The organism is Levilactobacillus sp. FUA 3915, from assembly GCF_044053135.1.
GTDB classification, from domain to species: domain Bacteria; phylum Bacillota; class Bacilli; order Lactobacillales; family Lactobacillaceae; genus Levilactobacillus; species Levilactobacillus lanxiensis.
In genome coordinates this window covers 2,188,339-2,206,216 of sequence record NZ_CP168704.1, presented here as the reverse complement: position 1 = coordinate 2,206,216, position 17,878 = coordinate 2,188,339, and the positions used below count along the sequence as shown (strand labels likewise).

30 protein-coding genes are annotated in these 17,878 nt (G+C 48.0%); 1 reads left to right on the top strand and 29 read right to left on the bottom strand.

Annotated features, from left to right (window positions below; translation table 11 throughout):
• Positions 1-117 precede the first annotated feature (117 nt).
• Positions 118-1,128 (top strand): aspartate--ammonia ligase, encoded by a 1,011-nt coding sequence (asnA, locus tag ACEPST_RS10285; RefSeq protein ID WP_203646272.1) that lies wholly within the window; start codon positions 118-120, stop codon positions 1,126-1,128.
• Positions 1,129-1,200: 72 nt separating this feature from the next.
• On the opposite strand, the gene ACEPST_RS10280 is transcribed toward asnA, so the two are convergent.
• The 29 genes from ACEPST_RS10280 to rplP form a co-directional block, all read right to left on the bottom strand.
• The gene (locus ACEPST_RS10280; protein WP_125765137.1) at positions 1,201-1,866 is read right to left on the bottom strand and encodes a potassium channel family protein; all 666 of its coding nucleotides are present in this window, start codon (positions 1,864-1,866) and stop codon (positions 1,201-1,203) included.
• Between the two features lie 12 nt (positions 1,867-1,878).
• On the bottom strand, positions 1,879-3,231 hold the full coding sequence (locus tag ACEPST_RS10275; RefSeq protein WP_204121045.1) for a TrkH family potassium uptake protein: 1,353 nt from the start codon (positions 3,229-3,231) through the stop codon (positions 1,879-1,881).
• Between the two features lie 167 nt (positions 3,232-3,398).
• Entirely contained in the window at positions 3,399-3,791 is a 393-nt protein-coding gene (gene rpsI, locus ACEPST_RS10270) for a 30S ribosomal protein S9 (RefSeq protein ID WP_011668466.1), read from the bottom strand.
• Positions 3,792-3,805: 14 nt separating this feature from the next.
• Positions 3,806-4,249, bottom strand: a complete 444-nt coding sequence (rplM, locus tag ACEPST_RS10265) for a 50S ribosomal protein L13 (protein ID WP_125765139.1) — start codon at positions 4,247-4,249, stop codon at positions 3,806-3,808.
• A gap of 138 nt (positions 4,250-4,387) precedes the next feature.
• The gene (gene truA, locus ACEPST_RS10260; protein ID WP_203646266.1) at positions 4,388-5,185 is read right to left on the bottom strand and encodes a tRNA pseudouridine(38-40) synthase TruA; all 798 of its coding nucleotides are present in this window, start codon (positions 5,183-5,185) and stop codon (positions 4,388-4,390) included.
• Between the two features lie 9 nt (positions 5,186-5,194).
• Entirely contained in the window at positions 5,195-5,995 is an 801-nt protein-coding gene (locus tag ACEPST_RS10255) for an energy-coupling factor transporter transmembrane component T family protein (RefSeq protein WP_203646264.1), read from the bottom strand.
• The gene (locus ACEPST_RS10250; RefSeq protein WP_204121046.1) at positions 5,988-6,860 is read right to left on the bottom strand and encodes an energy-coupling factor ABC transporter ATP-binding protein; all 873 of its coding nucleotides are present in this window, start codon (positions 6,858-6,860) and stop codon (positions 5,988-5,990) included. The genes ACEPST_RS10255 and ACEPST_RS10250 overlap by 8 nt, the downstream gene beginning before the upstream one ends.
• The gene (locus ACEPST_RS10245) at positions 6,836-7,672 is read right to left on the bottom strand and encodes an energy-coupling factor ABC transporter ATP-binding protein (RefSeq protein WP_204121047.1); all 837 of its coding nucleotides are present in this window, start codon (positions 7,670-7,672) and stop codon (positions 6,836-6,838) included. The genes ACEPST_RS10250 and ACEPST_RS10245 overlap by 25 nt, the downstream gene beginning before the upstream one ends.
• Positions 7,673-7,994: 322 nt before the next feature.
• Positions 7,995-8,378 carry a 50S ribosomal protein L17 gene (gene rplQ, locus ACEPST_RS10240; protein WP_020090123.1) on the bottom strand — a complete coding sequence of 128 codons (384 nt, stop codon included), beginning with the start codon at positions 8,376-8,378 and terminating at the stop codon, positions 7,995-7,997.
• A 30-nt stretch (positions 8,379-8,408) separates the two neighbouring features.
• Positions 8,409-9,359: a DNA-directed RNA polymerase subunit alpha gene (locus ACEPST_RS10235; protein WP_125765144.1), complete on the bottom strand. Its 951-nt coding sequence runs from the start codon at positions 9,357-9,359 to the stop codon at positions 8,409-8,411.
• Between the two features lie 87 nt (positions 9,360-9,446).
• Entirely contained in the window at positions 9,447-9,836 is a 390-nt protein-coding gene (gene rpsK, locus ACEPST_RS10230; protein ID WP_125574870.1) for a 30S ribosomal protein S11, read from the bottom strand.
• A 17-nt stretch (positions 9,837-9,853) separates the two neighbouring features.
• Positions 9,854-10,219: a 30S ribosomal protein S13 gene (gene rpsM, locus ACEPST_RS10225; protein ID WP_125765145.1), complete on the bottom strand. Its 366-nt coding sequence runs from the start codon at positions 10,217-10,219 to the stop codon at positions 9,854-9,856.
• Between the two features lie 26 nt (positions 10,220-10,245).
• Positions 10,246-10,365 carry a 50S ribosomal protein L36 gene (gene rpmJ, locus ACEPST_RS10220; protein WP_011668476.1) on the bottom strand — a complete coding sequence of 40 codons (120 nt, stop codon included), beginning with the start codon at positions 10,363-10,365 and terminating at the stop codon, positions 10,246-10,248.
• Between the two features lie 29 nt (positions 10,366-10,394).
• Entirely contained in the window at positions 10,395-10,613 is a 219-nt protein-coding gene (gene infA, locus ACEPST_RS10215) for a translation initiation factor IF-1 (RefSeq protein WP_011668477.1), read from the bottom strand.
• Between the two features lie 164 nt (positions 10,614-10,777).
• Positions 10,778-11,428, bottom strand: coding sequence for an adenylate kinase (locus tag ACEPST_RS10210; RefSeq protein WP_308439862.1), 651 nt, complete (start codon positions 11,426-11,428; stop codon positions 10,778-10,780).
• A gap of 90 nt (positions 11,429-11,518) precedes the next feature.
• Complete coding sequence (gene secY, locus ACEPST_RS10205; protein WP_203646256.1) at positions 11,519-12,829, bottom strand: preprotein translocase subunit SecY; 1,311 nt, start codon at positions 12,827-12,829, stop codon at positions 11,519-11,521.
• On the bottom strand, positions 12,829-13,263 hold the full coding sequence (rplO, locus tag ACEPST_RS10200) for a 50S ribosomal protein L15 (protein ID WP_203637442.1): 435 nt from the start codon (positions 13,261-13,263) through the stop codon (positions 12,829-12,831). Before rplO ends, secY begins: the two co-directional genes overlap by 1 nt.
• A 35-nt stretch (positions 13,264-13,298) precedes the next feature.
• Positions 13,299-13,481, bottom strand: coding sequence for a 50S ribosomal protein L30 (gene rpmD, locus ACEPST_RS10195; protein WP_125765149.1), 183 nt, complete (start codon positions 13,479-13,481; stop codon positions 13,299-13,301).
• Positions 13,482-13,495: 14 nt separating this feature from the next.
• Positions 13,496-13,999 carry a 30S ribosomal protein S5 gene (rpsE, locus tag ACEPST_RS10190; RefSeq protein WP_125765150.1) on the bottom strand — a complete coding sequence of 168 codons (504 nt, stop codon included), beginning with the start codon at positions 13,997-13,999 and terminating at the stop codon, positions 13,496-13,498.
• A gap of 22 nt (positions 14,000-14,021) precedes the next feature.
• Positions 14,022-14,387: a 50S ribosomal protein L18 gene (gene rplR / locus ACEPST_RS10185; RefSeq protein ID WP_275404329.1), complete on the bottom strand. Its 366-nt coding sequence runs from the start codon at positions 14,385-14,387 to the stop codon at positions 14,022-14,024.
• A 37-nt stretch (positions 14,388-14,424) separates the two neighbouring features.
• The gene (rplF, locus tag ACEPST_RS10180) at positions 14,425-14,961 is read right to left on the bottom strand and encodes a 50S ribosomal protein L6 (protein WP_203637443.1); all 537 of its coding nucleotides are present in this window, start codon (positions 14,959-14,961) and stop codon (positions 14,425-14,427) included.
• Positions 14,962-14,991: 30 nt separating this feature from the next.
• Positions 14,992-15,390 carry a 30S ribosomal protein S8 gene (rpsH, locus tag ACEPST_RS10175; RefSeq protein WP_048735521.1) on the bottom strand — a complete coding sequence of 133 codons (399 nt, stop codon included), beginning with the start codon at positions 15,388-15,390 and terminating at the stop codon, positions 14,992-14,994.
• Positions 15,391-15,424: 34 nt separating this feature from the next.
• Positions 15,425-15,610 carry a type Z 30S ribosomal protein S14 gene (locus ACEPST_RS10170; RefSeq protein ID WP_082153261.1) on the bottom strand — a complete coding sequence of 62 codons (186 nt, stop codon included), beginning with the start codon at positions 15,608-15,610 and terminating at the stop codon, positions 15,425-15,427.
• A gap of 20 nt (positions 15,611-15,630) precedes the next feature.
• The gene (gene rplE, locus ACEPST_RS10165; RefSeq protein WP_125765152.1) at positions 15,631-16,173 is read right to left on the bottom strand and encodes a 50S ribosomal protein L5; all 543 of its coding nucleotides are present in this window, start codon (positions 16,171-16,173) and stop codon (positions 15,631-15,633) included.
• A gap of 25 nt (positions 16,174-16,198) precedes the next feature.
• The gene (gene rplX / locus ACEPST_RS10160) at positions 16,199-16,510 is read right to left on the bottom strand and encodes a 50S ribosomal protein L24 (RefSeq protein WP_125582384.1); all 312 of its coding nucleotides are present in this window, start codon (positions 16,508-16,510) and stop codon (positions 16,199-16,201) included.
• Between the two features lie 34 nt (positions 16,511-16,544).
• Positions 16,545-16,913 (bottom strand): 50S ribosomal protein L14, encoded by a 369-nt coding sequence (rplN, locus tag ACEPST_RS10155; RefSeq protein WP_048735513.1) that lies wholly within the window; start codon positions 16,911-16,913, stop codon positions 16,545-16,547.
• 49 nt (positions 16,914-16,962) lie between these two features.
• The gene (gene rpsQ, locus ACEPST_RS10150) at positions 16,963-17,229 is read right to left on the bottom strand and encodes a 30S ribosomal protein S17 (protein WP_048735510.1); all 267 of its coding nucleotides are present in this window, start codon (positions 17,227-17,229) and stop codon (positions 16,963-16,965) included.
• A 28-nt stretch (positions 17,230-17,257) separates the two neighbouring features.
• On the bottom strand, positions 17,258-17,452 hold the full coding sequence (gene rpmC / locus ACEPST_RS10145) for a 50S ribosomal protein L29 (protein WP_125582382.1): 195 nt from the start codon (positions 17,450-17,452) through the stop codon (positions 17,258-17,260).
• Positions 17,442-17,876 (bottom strand): 50S ribosomal protein L16, encoded by a 435-nt coding sequence (gene rplP / locus ACEPST_RS10140; RefSeq protein WP_125765153.1) that lies wholly within the window; start codon positions 17,874-17,876, stop codon positions 17,442-17,444. Before rplP ends, rpmC begins: the two co-directional genes overlap by 11 nt.
• Between the last annotated feature and the right edge of the window lie 2 nt (positions 17,877-17,878).

Genomic DNA, 17,878 nt, shown 5'->3' with positions numbered 1-17,878 from the left:
TTGGATCGACAACTTGGGTGGTACCGCGAAAAGGTTTTTCGTCCCTTGATTTTACACAAGGGATGGAAAACCTTTTTGTTTTATCTTAAATCAGGCCCCAAGAAGGAGAAAAAGCTTATGCATTTAATTATTCCAAAATCATACGATCCAAAATTATCCGTTCGGGAAACACAGACCGCTATTCGGTACATCCGGGAAACTTTCCAAGAAGAATTCGGTAAGCAACTGAACCTGTCCCGCCTGTCCGCTCCCATGTTTGTGGAGAAAGCCACTGGGTTAAACGACAACTTGAACGGCATTGAAAAGCCCGTGTCCTTCACCATGGCCGACATGGGCGCCGACGACACGATTGAAATCGTCCACTCCCTGGCAAAATGGAAGCGAGTCGCCCTTAAGCGTTACGGCTTTAACCTGCACGAAGGCCTGTACACCAACATGAACGCCATCCGTAAGGACGAAGACCTCGACAACTTCCACTCCGCTTACGTGGACCAATGGGACTGGGAAAAGGTCATCACCAAGGAAGAACGGACCGAAGCCACGTTGAAGCAAACGGTGCGGACCATCTTCAAGGTGATCAAGCACATGGAACACGAAGTTTGGTACAAGTTCCCTGAAGCCGTGCACCACTTACCAGACGAAATTCACTTCATCACAACGCAAGAATTGGAAGACATGTACCCAACCATGACGCCGCGGGAACGCGAAAACGCCATTAGCAAGAAACTCGGTTGCGTCTTCCTGATGAAGATTGGCGACGCCTTAAAGAGTGGCAAACGTCACGACGGCCGCGCCCCCGACTACGATGACTGGCAATTAAACGGGGACATCATGTTCTGGTACGAACCGTTACAACAGGCCATCGAAATCTCCAGCATGGGCATCCGGGTCGATGCTGAGTCAATGAAGCGCCAATTGAAGCTGGCTCACGCTGAAGACCGCCTCAGCCTCCCTTATCACCAAATGGTGCTGAACGAAGAGGTGCCTTACACCATTGGTGGTGGGATCGGTCAATCCCGTCTCTGCATGTTATTGCTGGGTAAGGCCCACGTCGGTGAAGTCCAAGCTGCCCTCTGGCCACAAGAAATGATCGACCAATGTGAAGCCAACGGAATTCATTTACTCTAAGCCAATTTAAAAAGTCACGTGTCAGATAGCCGCTAACCGGTTATTTGACACGTGACTTTTCTATATATAAGGCTATTTTTTTAACGTCTCATCTAATTTCTCAACGTTGGCAATGGGCCCAACGACCGTCAGCACGTCATGTAACTGCACGATATCCGTGGGCTGCGGGGAAATGTTGATGGCGTGACCGTGTTGAATCGCAATCACGGTCAAATCAAAGCGTTGCCGCAGGTTCAGTTTGACCAGATCCTGATTCACAAAGTTCGGGTCGGTGATCACGACTTCGGCCAACGTGTATTCATCACTCAGGTCAATGAAGTTTAAAATGTGATTCGACAGGAGTTTGCGGACGATGCTGTGCCCCATGTCGCGCTCGGGGAAAATCACCTGATCTGCCCCCACACGCTTTAACACACGGCCATGGTCGCTGGTTTCGGCCTTGGCAATCACCTTCTGGGCGCCGAGTTCCTTGGTCAACATGGTCGTCAAGATGCTGGCCTCCATGTTATTGCCGATGCCGACGATGACGTAATCAAAGGTGTCGATGTTCAGCCCGCGCAAAACGTCCTCATCGCGCGTATCCGCAATCAGGGTCTGCGTGGCAATGTCCATCATTTCGTTGACCGGGGCCTCACGAACGTCCACCGCGAGCACGTCCTGATGGGCCTCCACCAGTGTTTGCACGACACTCTGACCGAACCGGCCGAGCCCCAGGACCGCAAAACTTTTCTTTGTCATGGTAACACCTTCCTAACCAATTAAAATGTTTTCTTCTGGATAACGAATCTGGTTGACCTTGGTCTGCCGTTTAGACAGCGAGTACAGCGACGTGAAAATGCCGACCCGACCGACAAACATCAGTATCATAATCACCAGTTTGCCGATTACCGTGAGATGCGGGGTCAAGCCCAAGCTCAGCCCCACGGTCCCAAACGCCGACAACACTTCAAACACGATGTATTCGAGCCCAAAGCCGCGCGGAATCTTCTCCGTCTGCGTCAAAATCAGCGTGGCCACGACAATCACAACACTGGCCAAGAAGACCAGTAACAGTGCCCGGCTGATGTTGGTTTGACTGAAGCGCCGACGACTAAACTCAACGTCCTTCTTGCCTCGTAACTGCGCAATGCTTTGGAGCATCAAGACCCCAAACGTGGTGGTCTTGATTCCCCCGGCAGTCGATCCGGGCGTCCCACCAACAAACATCAGAATCATGATCAAGAAAATACTCCCGGACTGCAGGTCATTGGTTGGCAAGGTGATCAACCCCGCCGTCCGCGGCGTCACACTGAGAAATAGCGTGTTGACCGTCCGATTGAACCAGGACGTGTTCTTCGGCAGCAACGAGAGGTCCCGCTCTGTAATCAGCAATAAAACAAACCCGACGACGAACAGCGTCCCGGTCGTGACCAGCGTCAACTTCGAGTTCAGGCTCAGGCGTTTGCGCTCATGGTACAGCAAGAGGTCCCGCCAAACTAAGAAGCCCAGTCCCCCACCAATAATCAGAATGATCGTCACAATCAGGAGGTAGGAGTCATCGCGAAAACCCATTAGACTGTTCCCGAAAATATCGAACCCGGCGTTACAAAACGACATTACCGCATGGTAGACCGACGCATACAGGCCCCGTTTCCACCCGTAACGCGGAATAAAGTCGAACGTGAGTAAACACGCGCCCCCGAGTTGAAAGAGCGCAGAGAGGCCGACAACGTATCTCATGACGCTCTTGGTATCGCTCAGATTTTCCAAATTCAGGGATTCCTTCACCATCAGCTGTGTCGACAGGTCGAGGTTGCGCCGAATGATGTTAAAGAGGAGCACGGCAAAGGTCATGTACCCCAAGGCCCCAATTTCGGACAGGCCCAAAATGACCACCTGACCAAAAAAAGACCAGTGTTCGGCCGTGTTGACGACCGTGAGTCCCGTAATACAGGTGGCCGAGGTCGCCGTAAATAAGGTATTAATAAAGGCGGTGCCGCGCATCCCGTTGGTGGCGATAGGCAGACTCAGTAGCGCTGTGCCAATCGTAATCAGGAAGATGAACCCCCACACCATCTTTTTTGACAATGTATCAAATAATCTTGAATGCGTAATTTTTTCCATGATTTCTCATTCCTATTCGCTATTCTCTCCAGCTTAAGACAATCACGCGGGGAAAACAATACCCATTTCCAGTCAGGCTACTGACCTCCCGAACGGTTGACTGCATTGCACAAAAAAATCCCCACCAACTGAATGGTGAGGATTTCCAAATCGAAAATATCGAAATATTAACGCTTTGAGAATTGTGAAGCCTTACGTGCCTTCTTCAGACCTGGCTTCTTCCGTTCCTTCATACGAGCGTCACGAGTCAAGAGACCCGCACGCTTCAATGGACCACGGAAATCTGGGTCAACTTCGAGCAATGCCCGAGCGATCCCATGACGAGTTGCGCCGGCTTGACCGGAGAACCCACCACCACGAACAGTAACTAATGCATCATAGTTACCGAGCGTTTCCGTAACGTTGAATGGTTGTAAGACAACTTCACGAATACTTGCGAATGGAATGTAATCTTCGATTGCCTTGTTGTTCATAACAATTTTGCCTGAGCCGGGTACTAAACGTACACGAGCAGAGGAGTTTTTACGACGGCCAGTGCCGCGATATTGAACTTGTGCCAATTTGGTTTTCCTCCTTAGATAAGGTTAGTAATGTCTAATACTTCTGGCTTTTGTGCTTCGTGCTTGTGGTCTTCACCAGCGTACACGTGAAGCTTCAATGCCATTTGGTGACCTAAGGAGTTCTTAGGAAGCATGCCTTGTACAGAAGTTTCGATCAACTTTTCTGGGTTTTCGGCCCGGAAGTTACCGGCAGTCCGTGACTTTAAGCCACCAGGAAAACCAGTGTGGTGATAGTAAATCTTGTCGGTAGCCTTACGGCCAGTTAAAGCGACTTTGCTAGCGTTGATGATGATTACGTTATCACCAGTGTCCACGTTAGGGGTGAACGTTGGCTTGTTCTTACCACGTAATACAGATGCAACGACTGAAGCAAGCCGACCTAAACTAACGTCGGTTGCGTCGACAATGTACCATTTGCGATCAATGTCGCTAGGTTTTGCAATATAAGTTGTACGCACGTTAAATTCCTCCATAAATCTGTGTTTGTCTGACACCAAGTAAACTTTCCGGGGCTTATCGTGGGGCAAACAATACCAACAACCATAATACAAAGTTTTACCCATAAAGTCAATGATTGTTTGTCCCCCGAACGAAATTTACCGCTGATGTTGGGGTAATTTCGTCGGATGCGCCGGGTCCTCTCCTTGATAATACACGTGTTTCAAATATAGTCCAGCCGCGGGGACCGTTCGCCGAGCCTGCTTGCGGTCCTTGACTTCGTACAAGCGTAAAATATCATGCACAGGCCGCGTCCCGGAGCCGATTTCGACCAGGACACCGACCATGATCCGGACCTGATTGTACATGAAGCCATTGCCATAAAATTCAAAGACTAATTCATTGTTGGCCTGGTCGATGTGGCAAGTGGCCTCGTAAATGGTCCGGACAAAGGTTCGGGTCTGCGCTCCAGAGGCCACAAAACTGGTAAAATCATGCTCCCCAGTTAGATCTGCCAAGGCAAGCTTAATTTTTTCCAAGTCAACGGGAAACTTCCATTGGCCGGTGTAATTGCGTTTGAATGGGTTGCGGAACTCCCCCATGTCCATCCGGTAAAGATACCGCTTGCCCGAGACATTGTAACGGGCATGGAAGTCTGGTGCGGCCAACTCGACCTTGGTGACCTCCATATCCATCGGTAACATGCTGTTTAAGCCCTTGCGCATGTTTTCCGCGGGAATGTCAAAGGGAAAGTCGAAATGGGCCACCTGCGCCAAGGCATGGACCCCAGCGTCGGTCCGCCCTGACCCGTAGATGACAATGGCGGGTGTGGGATTCTTGGCCATTTTATTGATGACCTTCGTCAGCACGCTCTCCACCGTGCGTTTGTGTGGCTGCCGCTGGAAACCAGCGAAGTCAGTCCCATCATACATAAAAGTTACTTTATAACGTTGCATCAGATCCTCCTACCAACGACGACAAGCGAGAATCGCCGCAAATCCAAGTAAAAATAATAACCACGTGATTGTATCTCGCTTCTGCCACGTTAAAATACGATACTGCGTGCGGTGCTCGCTGTCCTGATATCCCCGCGCTTCCATCGCCGTTGAGAGATCTTCGGCCCGGTTAAAGGCACTCATAAACAGGGGGACCATCAATGGAATCAGGGACTTGGCCTGTTTAAATAGACCACCCTCACCAAAGTCCACGCCCCGGGCGCGCTGCGCATTCATAATCTTCTCAGCCTCGTCCATCAGCGTCGGCACGAACCGTAGCGCAATTGACAGCATCATGGCTAACGTATCGACGGGCACCCGAATCCACCGTAAGGGTTTCATCAGAGAAGCCAGTCCGGTCGCAATATCCAGGGGCTGCGTCGATAACGTCAGCAAGGTCGACATCATAATAATGAGCAAAAACCGAATAAAAATAAATCCCGCATTGACCAGGCCAAACTGGGTCACATTAATAAAGGCCCAGTGGAAGTACGTCTGGCCGCCGACAGGACTGAACAATAGCTGTAAAACGACGGTAAAGACGATCAACCACAGTAGTGGCCGAATCCCCCGCAAGAAGAAACCTAAACTAATTTTAGACGCGAGGATCGACCCAATCGTCAGCGCAATTAGAATGGCATAACTCAGGGGATTGTTCGCGAGGAAAACTAAAATGATATAGCAGAAACTCAGCATCAGCTTCGCTCGGGGATCCAGCCGATGAACGACCGAATTTAACGGCAAATACCGCCCAAAAATAAATTTAGACATGGTCGGCCCCCTTTGCTGGCCACCGTGCCGCAATCTGATCGGCTAACTGCTCGGCGGTCAACGGTAAGTGTTCCCAAGTTACCCCTCGCTGAGCCAAACGTTGCGCAAACTGGGCCGCTCGGGGAACATCCAATTGGTTGGCCCGGAGCCAGTCGGGATCCGCAAAGACCGCCCGTGGTTGGCCATACTTCACAAGCTTGCCATCACGCATGACAGCGACCTGCTCGGCGTACTGCGCGACATCCTCCATCTGATGGGTGACCAACACAATCGTTAGCCCCTGCTCCCGGTGAAGTCGCTCAAACAACGCCATCATCGCCTGCCGTCCCTGAGGATCGAGTCCCGCAGTTGGCTCATCTAACACCAACACTTGCGGCCGCATCGCCAAAACACCGGCAATGGCGACCCGGCGCATCTGTCCACCAGAAAGTTCAAATGGCGACCGCTCGGCATAACTCACATCGAGCCCCACCGTGGTTAACATTTCATCGGCCAACGCATTGGCGTCCGTCTCACTCATGCCAAAGTTTTGGGGACCGAAGGCAATATCCTTGCGAATGGTCTCCTCAAACAACTGGCTTTCGGGAAACTGAAACACCATACCCACGTGTTGCCGCAGCGGCTTGAGGTCCGCGTTAGTCGTGCTCGGTGTCACGGTGAAATCATCCACGTGAATCTCTCCGGCAGTGGGTTTAAACAACGCATTCAACTGCTGAATCAACGTCGATTTGCCACTCCCGGTATGCCCAATGATGGCGAGATAGCCGTGATCAGGCACCGAGAAGGACACATCCTCGATGGCGGTGTGGGCCATGGGTGTGCCAGCCTGGTACGTATAGGTTACGTGTTCGAAAGAGATTGCCACAACCATTCCTCCATTTCCGCCGTCGTTTGATATCCCGCTGGCGGGGTGATACCGCGCTGTTGCAAGGCCTGTTTTAATTTAGCCGTAAACGGTAGATCAAGCCCCATCTCAACGAGACCTTCTCCCCGCGCAAAAATTGTCGCCGGCTGTGCCTCTTCAATCAGTTGCCCATCGTCAATCACTAAAATACGGTCAGCACCGGCCGCTTCGTCAATATCGTGCGTGATAGAAATAACCGTTAAATGCTGACGTTCCCGTAGCTGACGTACCAACGCCAACATGTCACTTCGTCCCTGGGGATCCAACATGCTGGTTGCTTCGTCCAAAATCAAAATTTCCGGCGCAATGGCCACGATACCTGCTAATGCTACCCGTTGCTTCTGCCCACCAGACAGTGAGCTAGGCTCTCGTTGTGCAAAGGCAGCCATACCAACCTCAGCGAGTGCCGCCTTAACCCGGGGCAGCATTGCAGAACGTGGCGTCCGACGGTTTTCCAGGCCGAAGGCAACATCATCCTCAACGGTTGCACCAACGAACTGATTGTCAGGATTTTGAAAAATCATGCCAATCTTGCTGCGCACGTCCCAAACGGTTTCTGGTGTGAGTTGAACGCCATCCACGGTGACGGTACCTTCAGTGAATGGCAATAAACCGTCTAGGGACTTCGCTAAGGTCGATTTGCCACTACCGTTGTGTCCGACAATGGCTAACCATTCACCGGCGTGTACGTCGAAGCTAACGTCCTTTAACGCCGGCTGTTGTTCTTCGCCATATTTATATGAAAGATGCTTCACTTCAATGATATTTGCCATCCGCGTTATTAATTCTCCTAGTGAAAAAGTCACCGCTAATTATATCAAAGTTTTGGACAATACCGAAGTGTTCCGCCAGTTTTGTTACCAGATTGTGAAAGCCTCCGTCACCACGCGCTAAGAAATCCCGAGAACGCAAAAAATCGGCACAAAAAAAATCACTAACAAACCAGCGGCGCTGAGGCATATGCCCCCATTCAAGCTAGACTCGGAAAGAATTCCCCATCATCGTAGCGCTCTATACCACATGGTTCTAGTGATTAATTTGTACCGATTCACCACGTTTAAGGACGTGATCACTCCTTGAATTGTCTAACTAAAACTAGTCAACAAATTCCAAGATGGCCATAGCAGCGCCATCACCGCGACGAGGCATCGTCTTCAAGATACGCGTGTAACCACCGTTACGATCAGCGTACTTAGGTGCCAATTCGCTAAATACCTTTTGTAAAGCACTAGTGACAACGACATCGTCGCCATCTTCTTTAACATCTGCAACAACGTTACGGATGAAAGCAGCGGCTTGACGACGAGCGTGTAAGTCGCCTTGCTTACCCAAGGTAATCATTTGGTCAGCCGTCTTGCGAACTTCCTTAGCGCGTGCTTCGGTCGTTTCGATGCGGCCGTTCAAGATTAAACTAGTGGTCAAATCGCGTAATAAGGCACGACGTTGAGAACTAGTCCGTTGTAATTTACGGTAACTCATAACCAGAAACCCTCCTTTGAGTGTCTAAAATTAGTCTTCCTTCCGAAGTGACAAACCTAAGTCAGCTAACTTAGCCTTAACTTCTTCAAGGGACTTGCGACCCAAGTTACGAACCTTCATCATGTCTGCTTCAGTCTTGTTGTTCAATTCTTGAACCGTGTTGATACCAGCACGCTTCAAGCAGTTGTAAGAACGAACGGACAAGTCGAGCTCTTCGATGGTCATCTCAAGCATCTTTTCCTTGTGAGTTTCTTCCTTTTCAACCATGATTTCCGCATTCTTAGCTTCGTCAGTCAGGTCGACAAACATAGCCAAATGTTCGGTCAAGATCTTTGCAGCCAGAGCAATGGCTTCGCTTGGATTAATTGAACCATTCGTCCAAACATCCAGGGTCAATTTATCATAGTCAGCCCGTTGGCCAACCCGTGCATTCTCTACTTGGTAGTTAACCCGTTCGATTGGGGTGTAAATGGAATCCACAGCTAAGACACCAATTGGCATATCTGTGTTACGAGTTTTGTTCTCGTCAGCAGAGACATATCCCCGGCCCTTGTCTGCAGTCATTCGCATGTGGAACGTTGCCCCATCTGCAACTGTAGCAATGTACAGATCTGGGTTCAAAACGTCAACGTCGGCACCAGCAACAATATCACCAGCGGTGATTTGAGCAGGTCCCTTAACGTTGATCTCCATTGTTTCTTCCTGATCGTCGGCACCGTTTAACTTCAACGCAATCTTCTTAACGTTCAAGATGATTTGCGTGACGTCTTCTACGACTCCTTCGACAGTCGAAAACTCATGCAGAACCCCGTCGATTTGAATGCTGGTAACAGCTGCACCAGGTAATGATGAAAGCAGAATCCGACGTAAGGAGTTGCCAAGCGTTGTCCCGTAACCACGTTCCAACGGTTCAACAACAAACTTACCGTAGTTGCTACTTTCGTCAATTTTATGAATGTTAGGCTTTTCAAATTCAATCATTCTTATCGTTTACCCCTTTCAAACCGCGTTGAGCTCCTATAAGTCAATCCCATCATGAAGGTTGCCCTCATTAATGAAACGCTCACGTTAAACCCGACGGCGCTTTGGAGGACGAGTACCATTATGAGGCACTGGCGTAACGTCACGAATAGCCGTAACTTCGATACCAGCAGCTTGGATTGCCCGGATAGCAGCTTCACGTCCTGAACCAGGACCCTTGACAGCGACTTCAACGGACTTAACACCGTGTTCTTGTGATGCTTTAGCAGCGGCTTCAGCGGCCATTTGTGCAGCAAATGGCGTTGACTTCCGACTACCCTTGAACCCTAAGGCACCAGCTGATGACCAAGCAATGGCGTTCCCTTGAACGTCAGTGATCATAACTAATGTGTTGTTAAACGTAGCATGGATGTGTGCAACACCGGATTCAATATTCTTCTTGACCCGACGCTTGCGACTAGTTTTTCTAGTAGCCATAAAGTGATAACCCTCCTTTACTTCTTCTTACCTGCAACGGAAACGGCTTTACCCTTCCGAGTGCGGGCATTGTTTTTGGTGTGTTGGCCGCGAACAGGCAAACCGCGACGGTGACGCATTCCACGATAAGAACCGATTTCTTGCAAGTTCTTGATGTTCAGGCTAACTTCACGACGTAAGTCACCTTCGACCTTGTACTTGTCAACTTCGGCACGAATCTTGTCTTCTTGATCAGGTGTCATATCGCGAACCCGAACGTCTTCTGATACTCCAGCATCCGCAACAATCTTGTGCGCGGTGTTGATACCAATACCAAAAATGTAAGTTAAACCGTAAGCGATTTTCTTATCACGTGGTAAATCCACTCCAGCAATACGTGGCATTTAAGTGCACCTCCTATAAATTGAAATTACTTACCCTGGCGTTGTTTATGCTTAGGGTTGGCTGAGCAAATAACCATTACTCGACCCTTACGCTTGATAACCTTGCAGTGTTCGCACATTGGCTTAACTGATGGTCTTACTTTCATGAATATCCCTCCTACATCTGTCCAGGCGGTTACTTAAACCGATAAGTAATCCGGCCTTTAGACAAGTCATACGGTGACATTTCAACAGTTACTCGGTCACCAGGCAGAATCCGGATGTAGTGCATCCGAATCTTACCGGAAACGTGAGCGAGAATCTCATGACCGTTTTCTAATTCGACCCGGAACATTGCGTTAGGCAATGTTTCGGTAACTTTACCTTCGACTTCGATGACATCGCTTTTCGCCACGAAAGTACCTCCCTTTTAATTGCGTGTAAAATACACGTAAAAGCGGTAGAGACAACAACTTGCCCCCACCTAGCACCTGTGAATTGCGACAGCGCGCCATTTACAGGCTAAACCTGAATAAGCTTACCATAATTCTCACTAAGACGCAAGAACTATGATACTTCCTACAGGTTCTTCAGGATCTTTTCGATGTCGACGTACACGTCATCGATGTCACGGTCACCATCAACAGTGAACAATAAGTCCTTCTTGGTGTAGTACTCGATCAGCGGTGTATTTGCTTTCAAATTCACTGCCAACCGGTTCTTCACCGTTTCAGGCTTATCGTCTTCCCGTTGATAGAAGTCATGACTACCACAGACATCACAAGTGCCTTCAACTTTAGGCTGTTTGTACAGCTTATGGTAGGTTGCCCCACAGTTGCGGCAGATATAACGACCAGAAAGGCGTTCAACCAAGACATCTGGCTCAACGTGAATATTGATCACGGCGTTGATGGTCCGATCCAATTCAGGGCCAAACGTATTTAACGCTTCGGCCTGAACAATGGAACGGGGGAACCCATCCAACATGAACCCGTCTTTGGTATCATCCTGAGCTAACCGGTCACGAACAATGCCGTTCGTCACTTCGTCCGGTACCAGTTCACCTTTATCGATGAACTTTTTAGCAGCCAAGCCCATTTCAGTTTCGTTCTTCATCGCTTCACGGAAGATGTCTCCCGTAGAAATATGCGGTAAGTGGAACTCCTTGATAATCTTTTCGGCTTGGGTACCTTTACCGGCACCTGGTAAACCCATGAGGATCAAATTCATTGCTGTCATGTTCGTTCTCCTTATTCGAAAATTTGCCCGAAAAACACAAGCAGGTGTGCTAAATAGATCAACACACCCGCTGGAAACTCATTAAGCTGGTTCTGGATCTTGGATAAAGCCAACGTATTCGCGCTTCATCATTAATCCGTCAACTTGCCGCATGGTTTCGATAGCAACACCAACGACGATTAAGAGGCTGGTACCACCTAAACCAATTGACTCATCTAAGTCCCAAAGGTTTTGGGCTAATAACGGAATCAAGGAAATGAATCCAAGGAAGAGTGCCCCAACAGTGCTGAGACGCATCAATAAGTTGGAAACATAAGATTGTGTTTCGTGACCAGGCCAAACACCAGGAATGTAGCTCCCCTGCTTTTGCAGGTTCTCGGCTAACTTTTCTGGGTTAACTTGTACGAACGCATAGAAGAACGTGAACACAATGATCAGAACAGTGTACAAAATGGCACCATCGAACGTTTGCATGTTGAAGACATCCGTTAAGGTTTGGTACCAAGCATCTTGAGAGTGAGTGTTTTGGAACGCCATCAGAATAGTCTGTGGCGTAGCAATAAACGAACTCGCGAAGATGACGGGGATAACCCCGGCAACGTTAACCTTTAATGGAAGGTAGCTACTATCTGGTGAACCAGATACCCGACGCGTGTATTGCATAGGTACACGTCGTTCAGCTTGCTGAACCCAGGTGGTAAAGGTCACAATGACCAAAACCAAGACGATTAAAGCTAAGATGAAAATAACACTCTTCCACAAGGTTCCCTTATCGGCATCGACAAAGTAAGTTTGGTAAAGCTTGTAAACAGAAGTTGGTGTCCGAGCAATGATACCCGCAAAGATAATCATTGAAATCCCGTTCCCTAACCCACGATCTGTAATCATATCACCCATCCAAGTGGTTAACATCGTCCCACCAGTCAGGATTAACCCGATTGACAAGTACGTTGCAACACTTGGATTTTGAACCAGTTTCAATGAACTTAAAGCACTGAAACCAGCCGTGATACCGATGGATTGAACGAATGCTAAAGCAATCGCTAAGTATCGTGTGGCTTGATTCAATTTCCGTCGACCAGTATCCCCTTGCTTGCTCCATTCAACGAAGCGTGGAACGATGTCCATTTGTAGCAATTGAATAACGATTTGTGCAGTGATGTATGGTGAAACCCCCATCGCAAAGATGGAATAGTTTGTTAACCCACCACCACTGAAGGTATCTAAAATACTAACCAATCCAGAAGACGCAACGCTTTGAAGTGCCTTTGCGTTAATGCCGGGGACGGTAATATAAGTACCCAACCGAAAGACAATCAAAACCAATAGAGTAAAGAGAATTTTTTTACGAATGTCTTTAATCTTAAAGGCGTTTTTCAAGCTTGATAGCATTAAATCACCTCAGTTTTACCACCAGCAGCCTCGATAGCTTGGGCGGCTGACTTGGAGAACTTAGCGGCTTTCACCGTCAACTTCTTCGTTAACTCACCGTTACCCAAGATCTTAACACCGGACTTTTCGTTTTTAACGATACCGGCTTCAACCAGGGCAGCTGGAGTTACTTCAGCACCATCATCAAAGACGTTCAAAGCAGCTAAGTTTACGACAGCAAATTCCTTACGGTTAATGTTGGTAAACCCACGCTTTGGGATCCGACGGTACAATGGCATTTGGCCACCTTCAAAACCCAAACGAGTCTTGCTACGAGCCTTTTGACCCTTTTGGCCACGACCAGAGGTCTTACCATTACCAGATGAATCACCACGGCCAACCCGGTTACGAACCTTCCGTGAGCCTTCAGCAGGTTTTAATTCATTCAACTTCATGCTATTGCGCACCTCCTTATTTAATGATATGAAAACTATTTAACTTCTTCAACCTTAATTAAATGTGCAACTTGGAAAAGCGCACCGCGGGTAGCTTCATTGTCTGGTTGTAAAACCGTGCTGTTAACACGGTGTAAACCTAAAGCTTCCACAATCTTCCGCTGTTTAGGGAGGCGGTGAGCAACACTATGAATTAAAGTAACTTTTAATTGAGCCATTTTAATACCCCTCCTTATTCAGCTAAGTGTTGAAGAGAGACACCACGGAGAGCGGCAACTTCTTCAGCACGCTTCAACTGAGCCAAACCATCAAAGGTGGCCCGGACAGCGTTGACTGGCGTGTTAGAACCTAAACGCTTGGAAGTAACGTCAGCGACACCAGCTAATTCCATGACGGAACGAACTGAGCCACCAGCAGTAACCCCGGAACCTTCAGCGGCAGGCTTGAGCATAATCTTGCCCCCACCGTATGAACCGAGAACTTCGTGAGGAATGGTCGTTCCCACGATAGGTACTTCGATCAGGTTCTTACGAGCGGCTTCAACGGCTTTACGGATAGCTTCTGGAACTTCTTGAGCTTTACCAGTACCAAAGCCAACGTGACCGTTCTTATCGCCGACGATGACAAGAGCAGAGAACCGGAGACGACGGCCACCTTTTACAACCTTAGTGATACGGTTGATAGCAACAACGTTGTCTTCAAGCTCTAACTTGTCAGGATCAATAAATTTTGCCATGTGTGGTTATTCCTCCTTACTGTTAAAATTTCAGCCCGTTTTCGCGAGCAGCTTCTGCCAATGCTTGAACACGGCCATGGTACAAGTACCCACCACGATCAAACACAACATTGCTAATTTTCTTTTCGACAGCGCGCTTAGCAACTAAAACACCAACAGCCTTAGCTTGGTCAGTCTTGTTGTCACCATTCACATCACTATCTAACGTCGAGGCACTAACAAGCGTGACACCCGCTACGTCATCAATGACTTGAGCGTAGATGTTTTTGTTAGAGCGGAAAACGTTTAAGCGTGGGCGTTCTGCAGTTCCAGAAATTTTGTTCCGGACACGCATATGACGCTTTTGACGTGTCTTGTTCTTATCTGGTTTCGTAATCAAAATAGTCACCTCTTTGTAGAATTATCAGCATTAAGCTGCGTTAATGTTACTTACCAGTTTTACCTTCGCGGATACGAACATATTCGTTTTCGTAACGGATACCTTTACCCTTGTAAGGTTCTGGTGAACGAACGGCACGGATTTCAGCAGCGAAGTCACCGACTTCTTGCTTACTAATACCGGAAATGTTGATAGTGGTGTTATCCGGAACCTTAACTTCCAAGGTTTCTGGGATAGCCATTTCAACTGGGTTGGAATAACCAACGCTCAATACCAAGGTCTTACCCTTAGCTTGAACACGGTAACCAACACCGACCAGCTTCAAGGTCTTAGCAAAGCCATTGACAACACCTTCAACCATGTTGTTCAAGTTAGCCCGCTGAGTCCCATGAAGGGCCCGCGTCTTGTTGTTGTTATCTGGACGATCAAAGTCAACTGCACCGTCGCTGATCTTCATCGTAATGAAGTCAGAGAAAGTCCGAGTTAAGGAACCCTTAGGACCCTTAACCGTTACTTGATCACCATCGCGTTTAACTTCAACGCCGGCTGGGACGTTGACAGTTTTATAACCAATACGACTCACTGTAAGGCACCTCCTATCTTCTTAAAAGTTTTACCAAACGTAGGCGAGAACTTCGCCACCGATTTTCTTGGCGCGCGCTTCTTTATCAGTAATTACACCTTCAGAGGTGGAGATAATAGCGATACCCAAACCGTTTAATACCTTTGGTACAGCGTCGGCCTTAACGTATGAACGTAAGCCGGGCTTTGAAATACGCTTTAAACCACTGATGACACGTTGGTTATCCTTACCGTACTTGAGGAATACGCGGATGATGCCTTGCTTGTCATCATCGATGTATTCAACGTTGCGGATGAAACCTTCGCGCTTCAGGATTTCAGCGATGTCGCGTTTAATTGTAGATGCAGGTACTTCGAGTGATTCGTGGCGAACCATGTTCGCGTTACGAATCCGCGTCAAGAAGTCTGCAATAGGATCAGTCATGGACATTAACGTTTACCCTCCCTTTGTTTAAAATTCCGTTTTACCAACTAGCCTTCTTCATGCCAGGAATTTGACCCTTGTGGGCTAATTCCCGCATGCAGATACGGCAAAGATGGAACTTTTGATAAACAGAGTGTGGACGTCCACAACGTTCGCAACGAGTATAATTCTGAGTAGAGAACTTCGCAGGACGCTTGTTCTTAGCAATTTGAGATTTCTTAGCCAATTTGTGTGAACCTCCTTTTATTAGTGTGCAAACGGCATACCGAATTGAGTCAGTAATTCACGTGACTCTTCATCAGTGTTAGCCGTCGTAACGATAACGATGTCCAAACCACGAACACGGTTAACGTTATCAAAGTTAATTTCTGGGAAAATCAATTGTTCCTTAACACCCAGAGTGTAGTTCCCACGACCATCAAAGGCCCGGGTACTTACACCACGGAAGTCACGAACACGTGGCAATGACACGTTGATTAACTTGTCCAGGAATTCGTACATCCGGTCACCGCGGAGGGTAACCTTAGCACCGATTGACATACCTTCACGAAGACGGAAAGTGGCGATTGACTTCTTGGCCTTAGTAACCAATGGCTTTTGACCAGAAATCAAACCCAACTCTTCAACGGCTTCGTCCAGGTTCTTAGCGTTGGAAACAGCATCACCAACACCCATGTTCAAAACGATCTTTTCGATCTTCGGCGTTTGCATTACAGAACTGTAACTGAACTTTTCCACCAATGATGGGGTAATTTCATTTACGAATTTTTCTTTTAAACGAGCTGACATGAAATTATGTTCCTCCTTTCAAAGATTATTTGTCGATGGTTTCGCCGGACTTCTTAGCGAAACGGACTTTGTGACCATCTTCTACTCGAACGCCAAGCCGGGTTGGTTCGTTGTTCGAAGGATCGATGAGCATAACGTTGGATGCGTGAATTGGCGCTTCGATATCAATGATCCCGCCTTGGGGGTTTGATTGAGTAGCTTTTTGGTGCTTCTTAATCATGTTGATACCTTTAACGATCACGCGGTTCTTAGCATTCAGGACCTTAGATACAGTTCCTTCTTTGCCTTTATCTTTGCCAGCGATCACGCGGACCTTGTCACCAGTTTTAATAAGCATTCCTGTGGGCACCTCCTTGTTAAACGTTTCTTAATTACAGTACTTCGGGTGCTAATGAGATAATCTTCATGAAATCGTTGTCACGTAATTCACGTGCAACTGGTCCGAAGATCCGAGTCCCTTGTGGGCTCTTATCGTCTTTGATCAGCACTGCAGCATTTTCATCAAAGCTGATGTATGAACCGTCGTTACGACGTACACGAGACTTCGTACGTACGACAACGGCCTTCACAACGTCACCTTTTTTGACAACGCCACCTGGTGTTGCTTGTTTGATAGTAGCGACAATGACATCACCAATTCCGGCGTAGCGACGCTTGGAGCCACCCAGAACCTTAATGGTCAAAATTTCGCGGGCGCCAGAGTTATCAGCTACCTTTAAGCGACTTTCTTGTTGGATCACTGTAAGTGTCCTCCCTTCAGTTCTAATTCAGAATACGATAAAACGACACCTAAATGATTACTGCTTTTTCAACAATGTCGACTAAGCGGAACCGCTTGGTAGCAGACAGAGGACGAGTTTCCATGATTTCAACAATGTCGCCTGTGTGGGCTTCGTTGTTTTCGTCATGTGCCTTGTACTTCTTGGAGTACTTGACACGCTTGCCATATCGTGCATCAGTCTTCGTCGTTTCTACAACGACAGTGATCGTCTTTTCCATTTTGTCGGAAACGACACGACCACGGTAAACCTTGCGGTTATTACGTGCATCACTCATGTATTAGTGACCTCCTTCTTATCGTATTCTACTTGTTCAGTTCTTGTTGGCGAAGAGCGGTCTTAATCCGCGCAATGTTCTTGCGAACTTGCTTCAACCGTGCAGTGTTTTCCAATTGACCAGTAGCTAATTGGAAACGCAGGTTAAATAATTCGTCCTTGTAGCTCTTTTCTTTATCGAGCATTTCAGCAGTGGTTAATTCGTTGATTTCTTTAATTTTCATTTGATTCGCCACCTACTTCCTCTCGTGCTAAAACTTTCGTACGAACGGGAAGTTTCATGGCAGCCAGGCGTAATGCTTCGCGGGCAGTTTCTTCAGAAACGCCACCCACTTCAAACATAATCTTACCGCGCTTAACTGGGGCTACCCAGCCATCAGGCGTACCTTTACCATTACCCATCCGAACCCCAACACCTTTAGCAGTGTAGGATTTGTGAGGGAAAATTTTAATCCAAACTTTCCCACCACGCTTCATGTAACGTGTAATTGCCACACGGGCAGCTTCGATTTGACGGTTGGTGATCCACTTGGAATCCAACGCTTGCAAACCGTAATCGCCGAAGGCAACGCTCTTACCACCCTTGGCTTCGCCGCGAAGCTTACCACGGTGGACACGACGGAACTTTACTCGCTTAGGTACCAGCATGT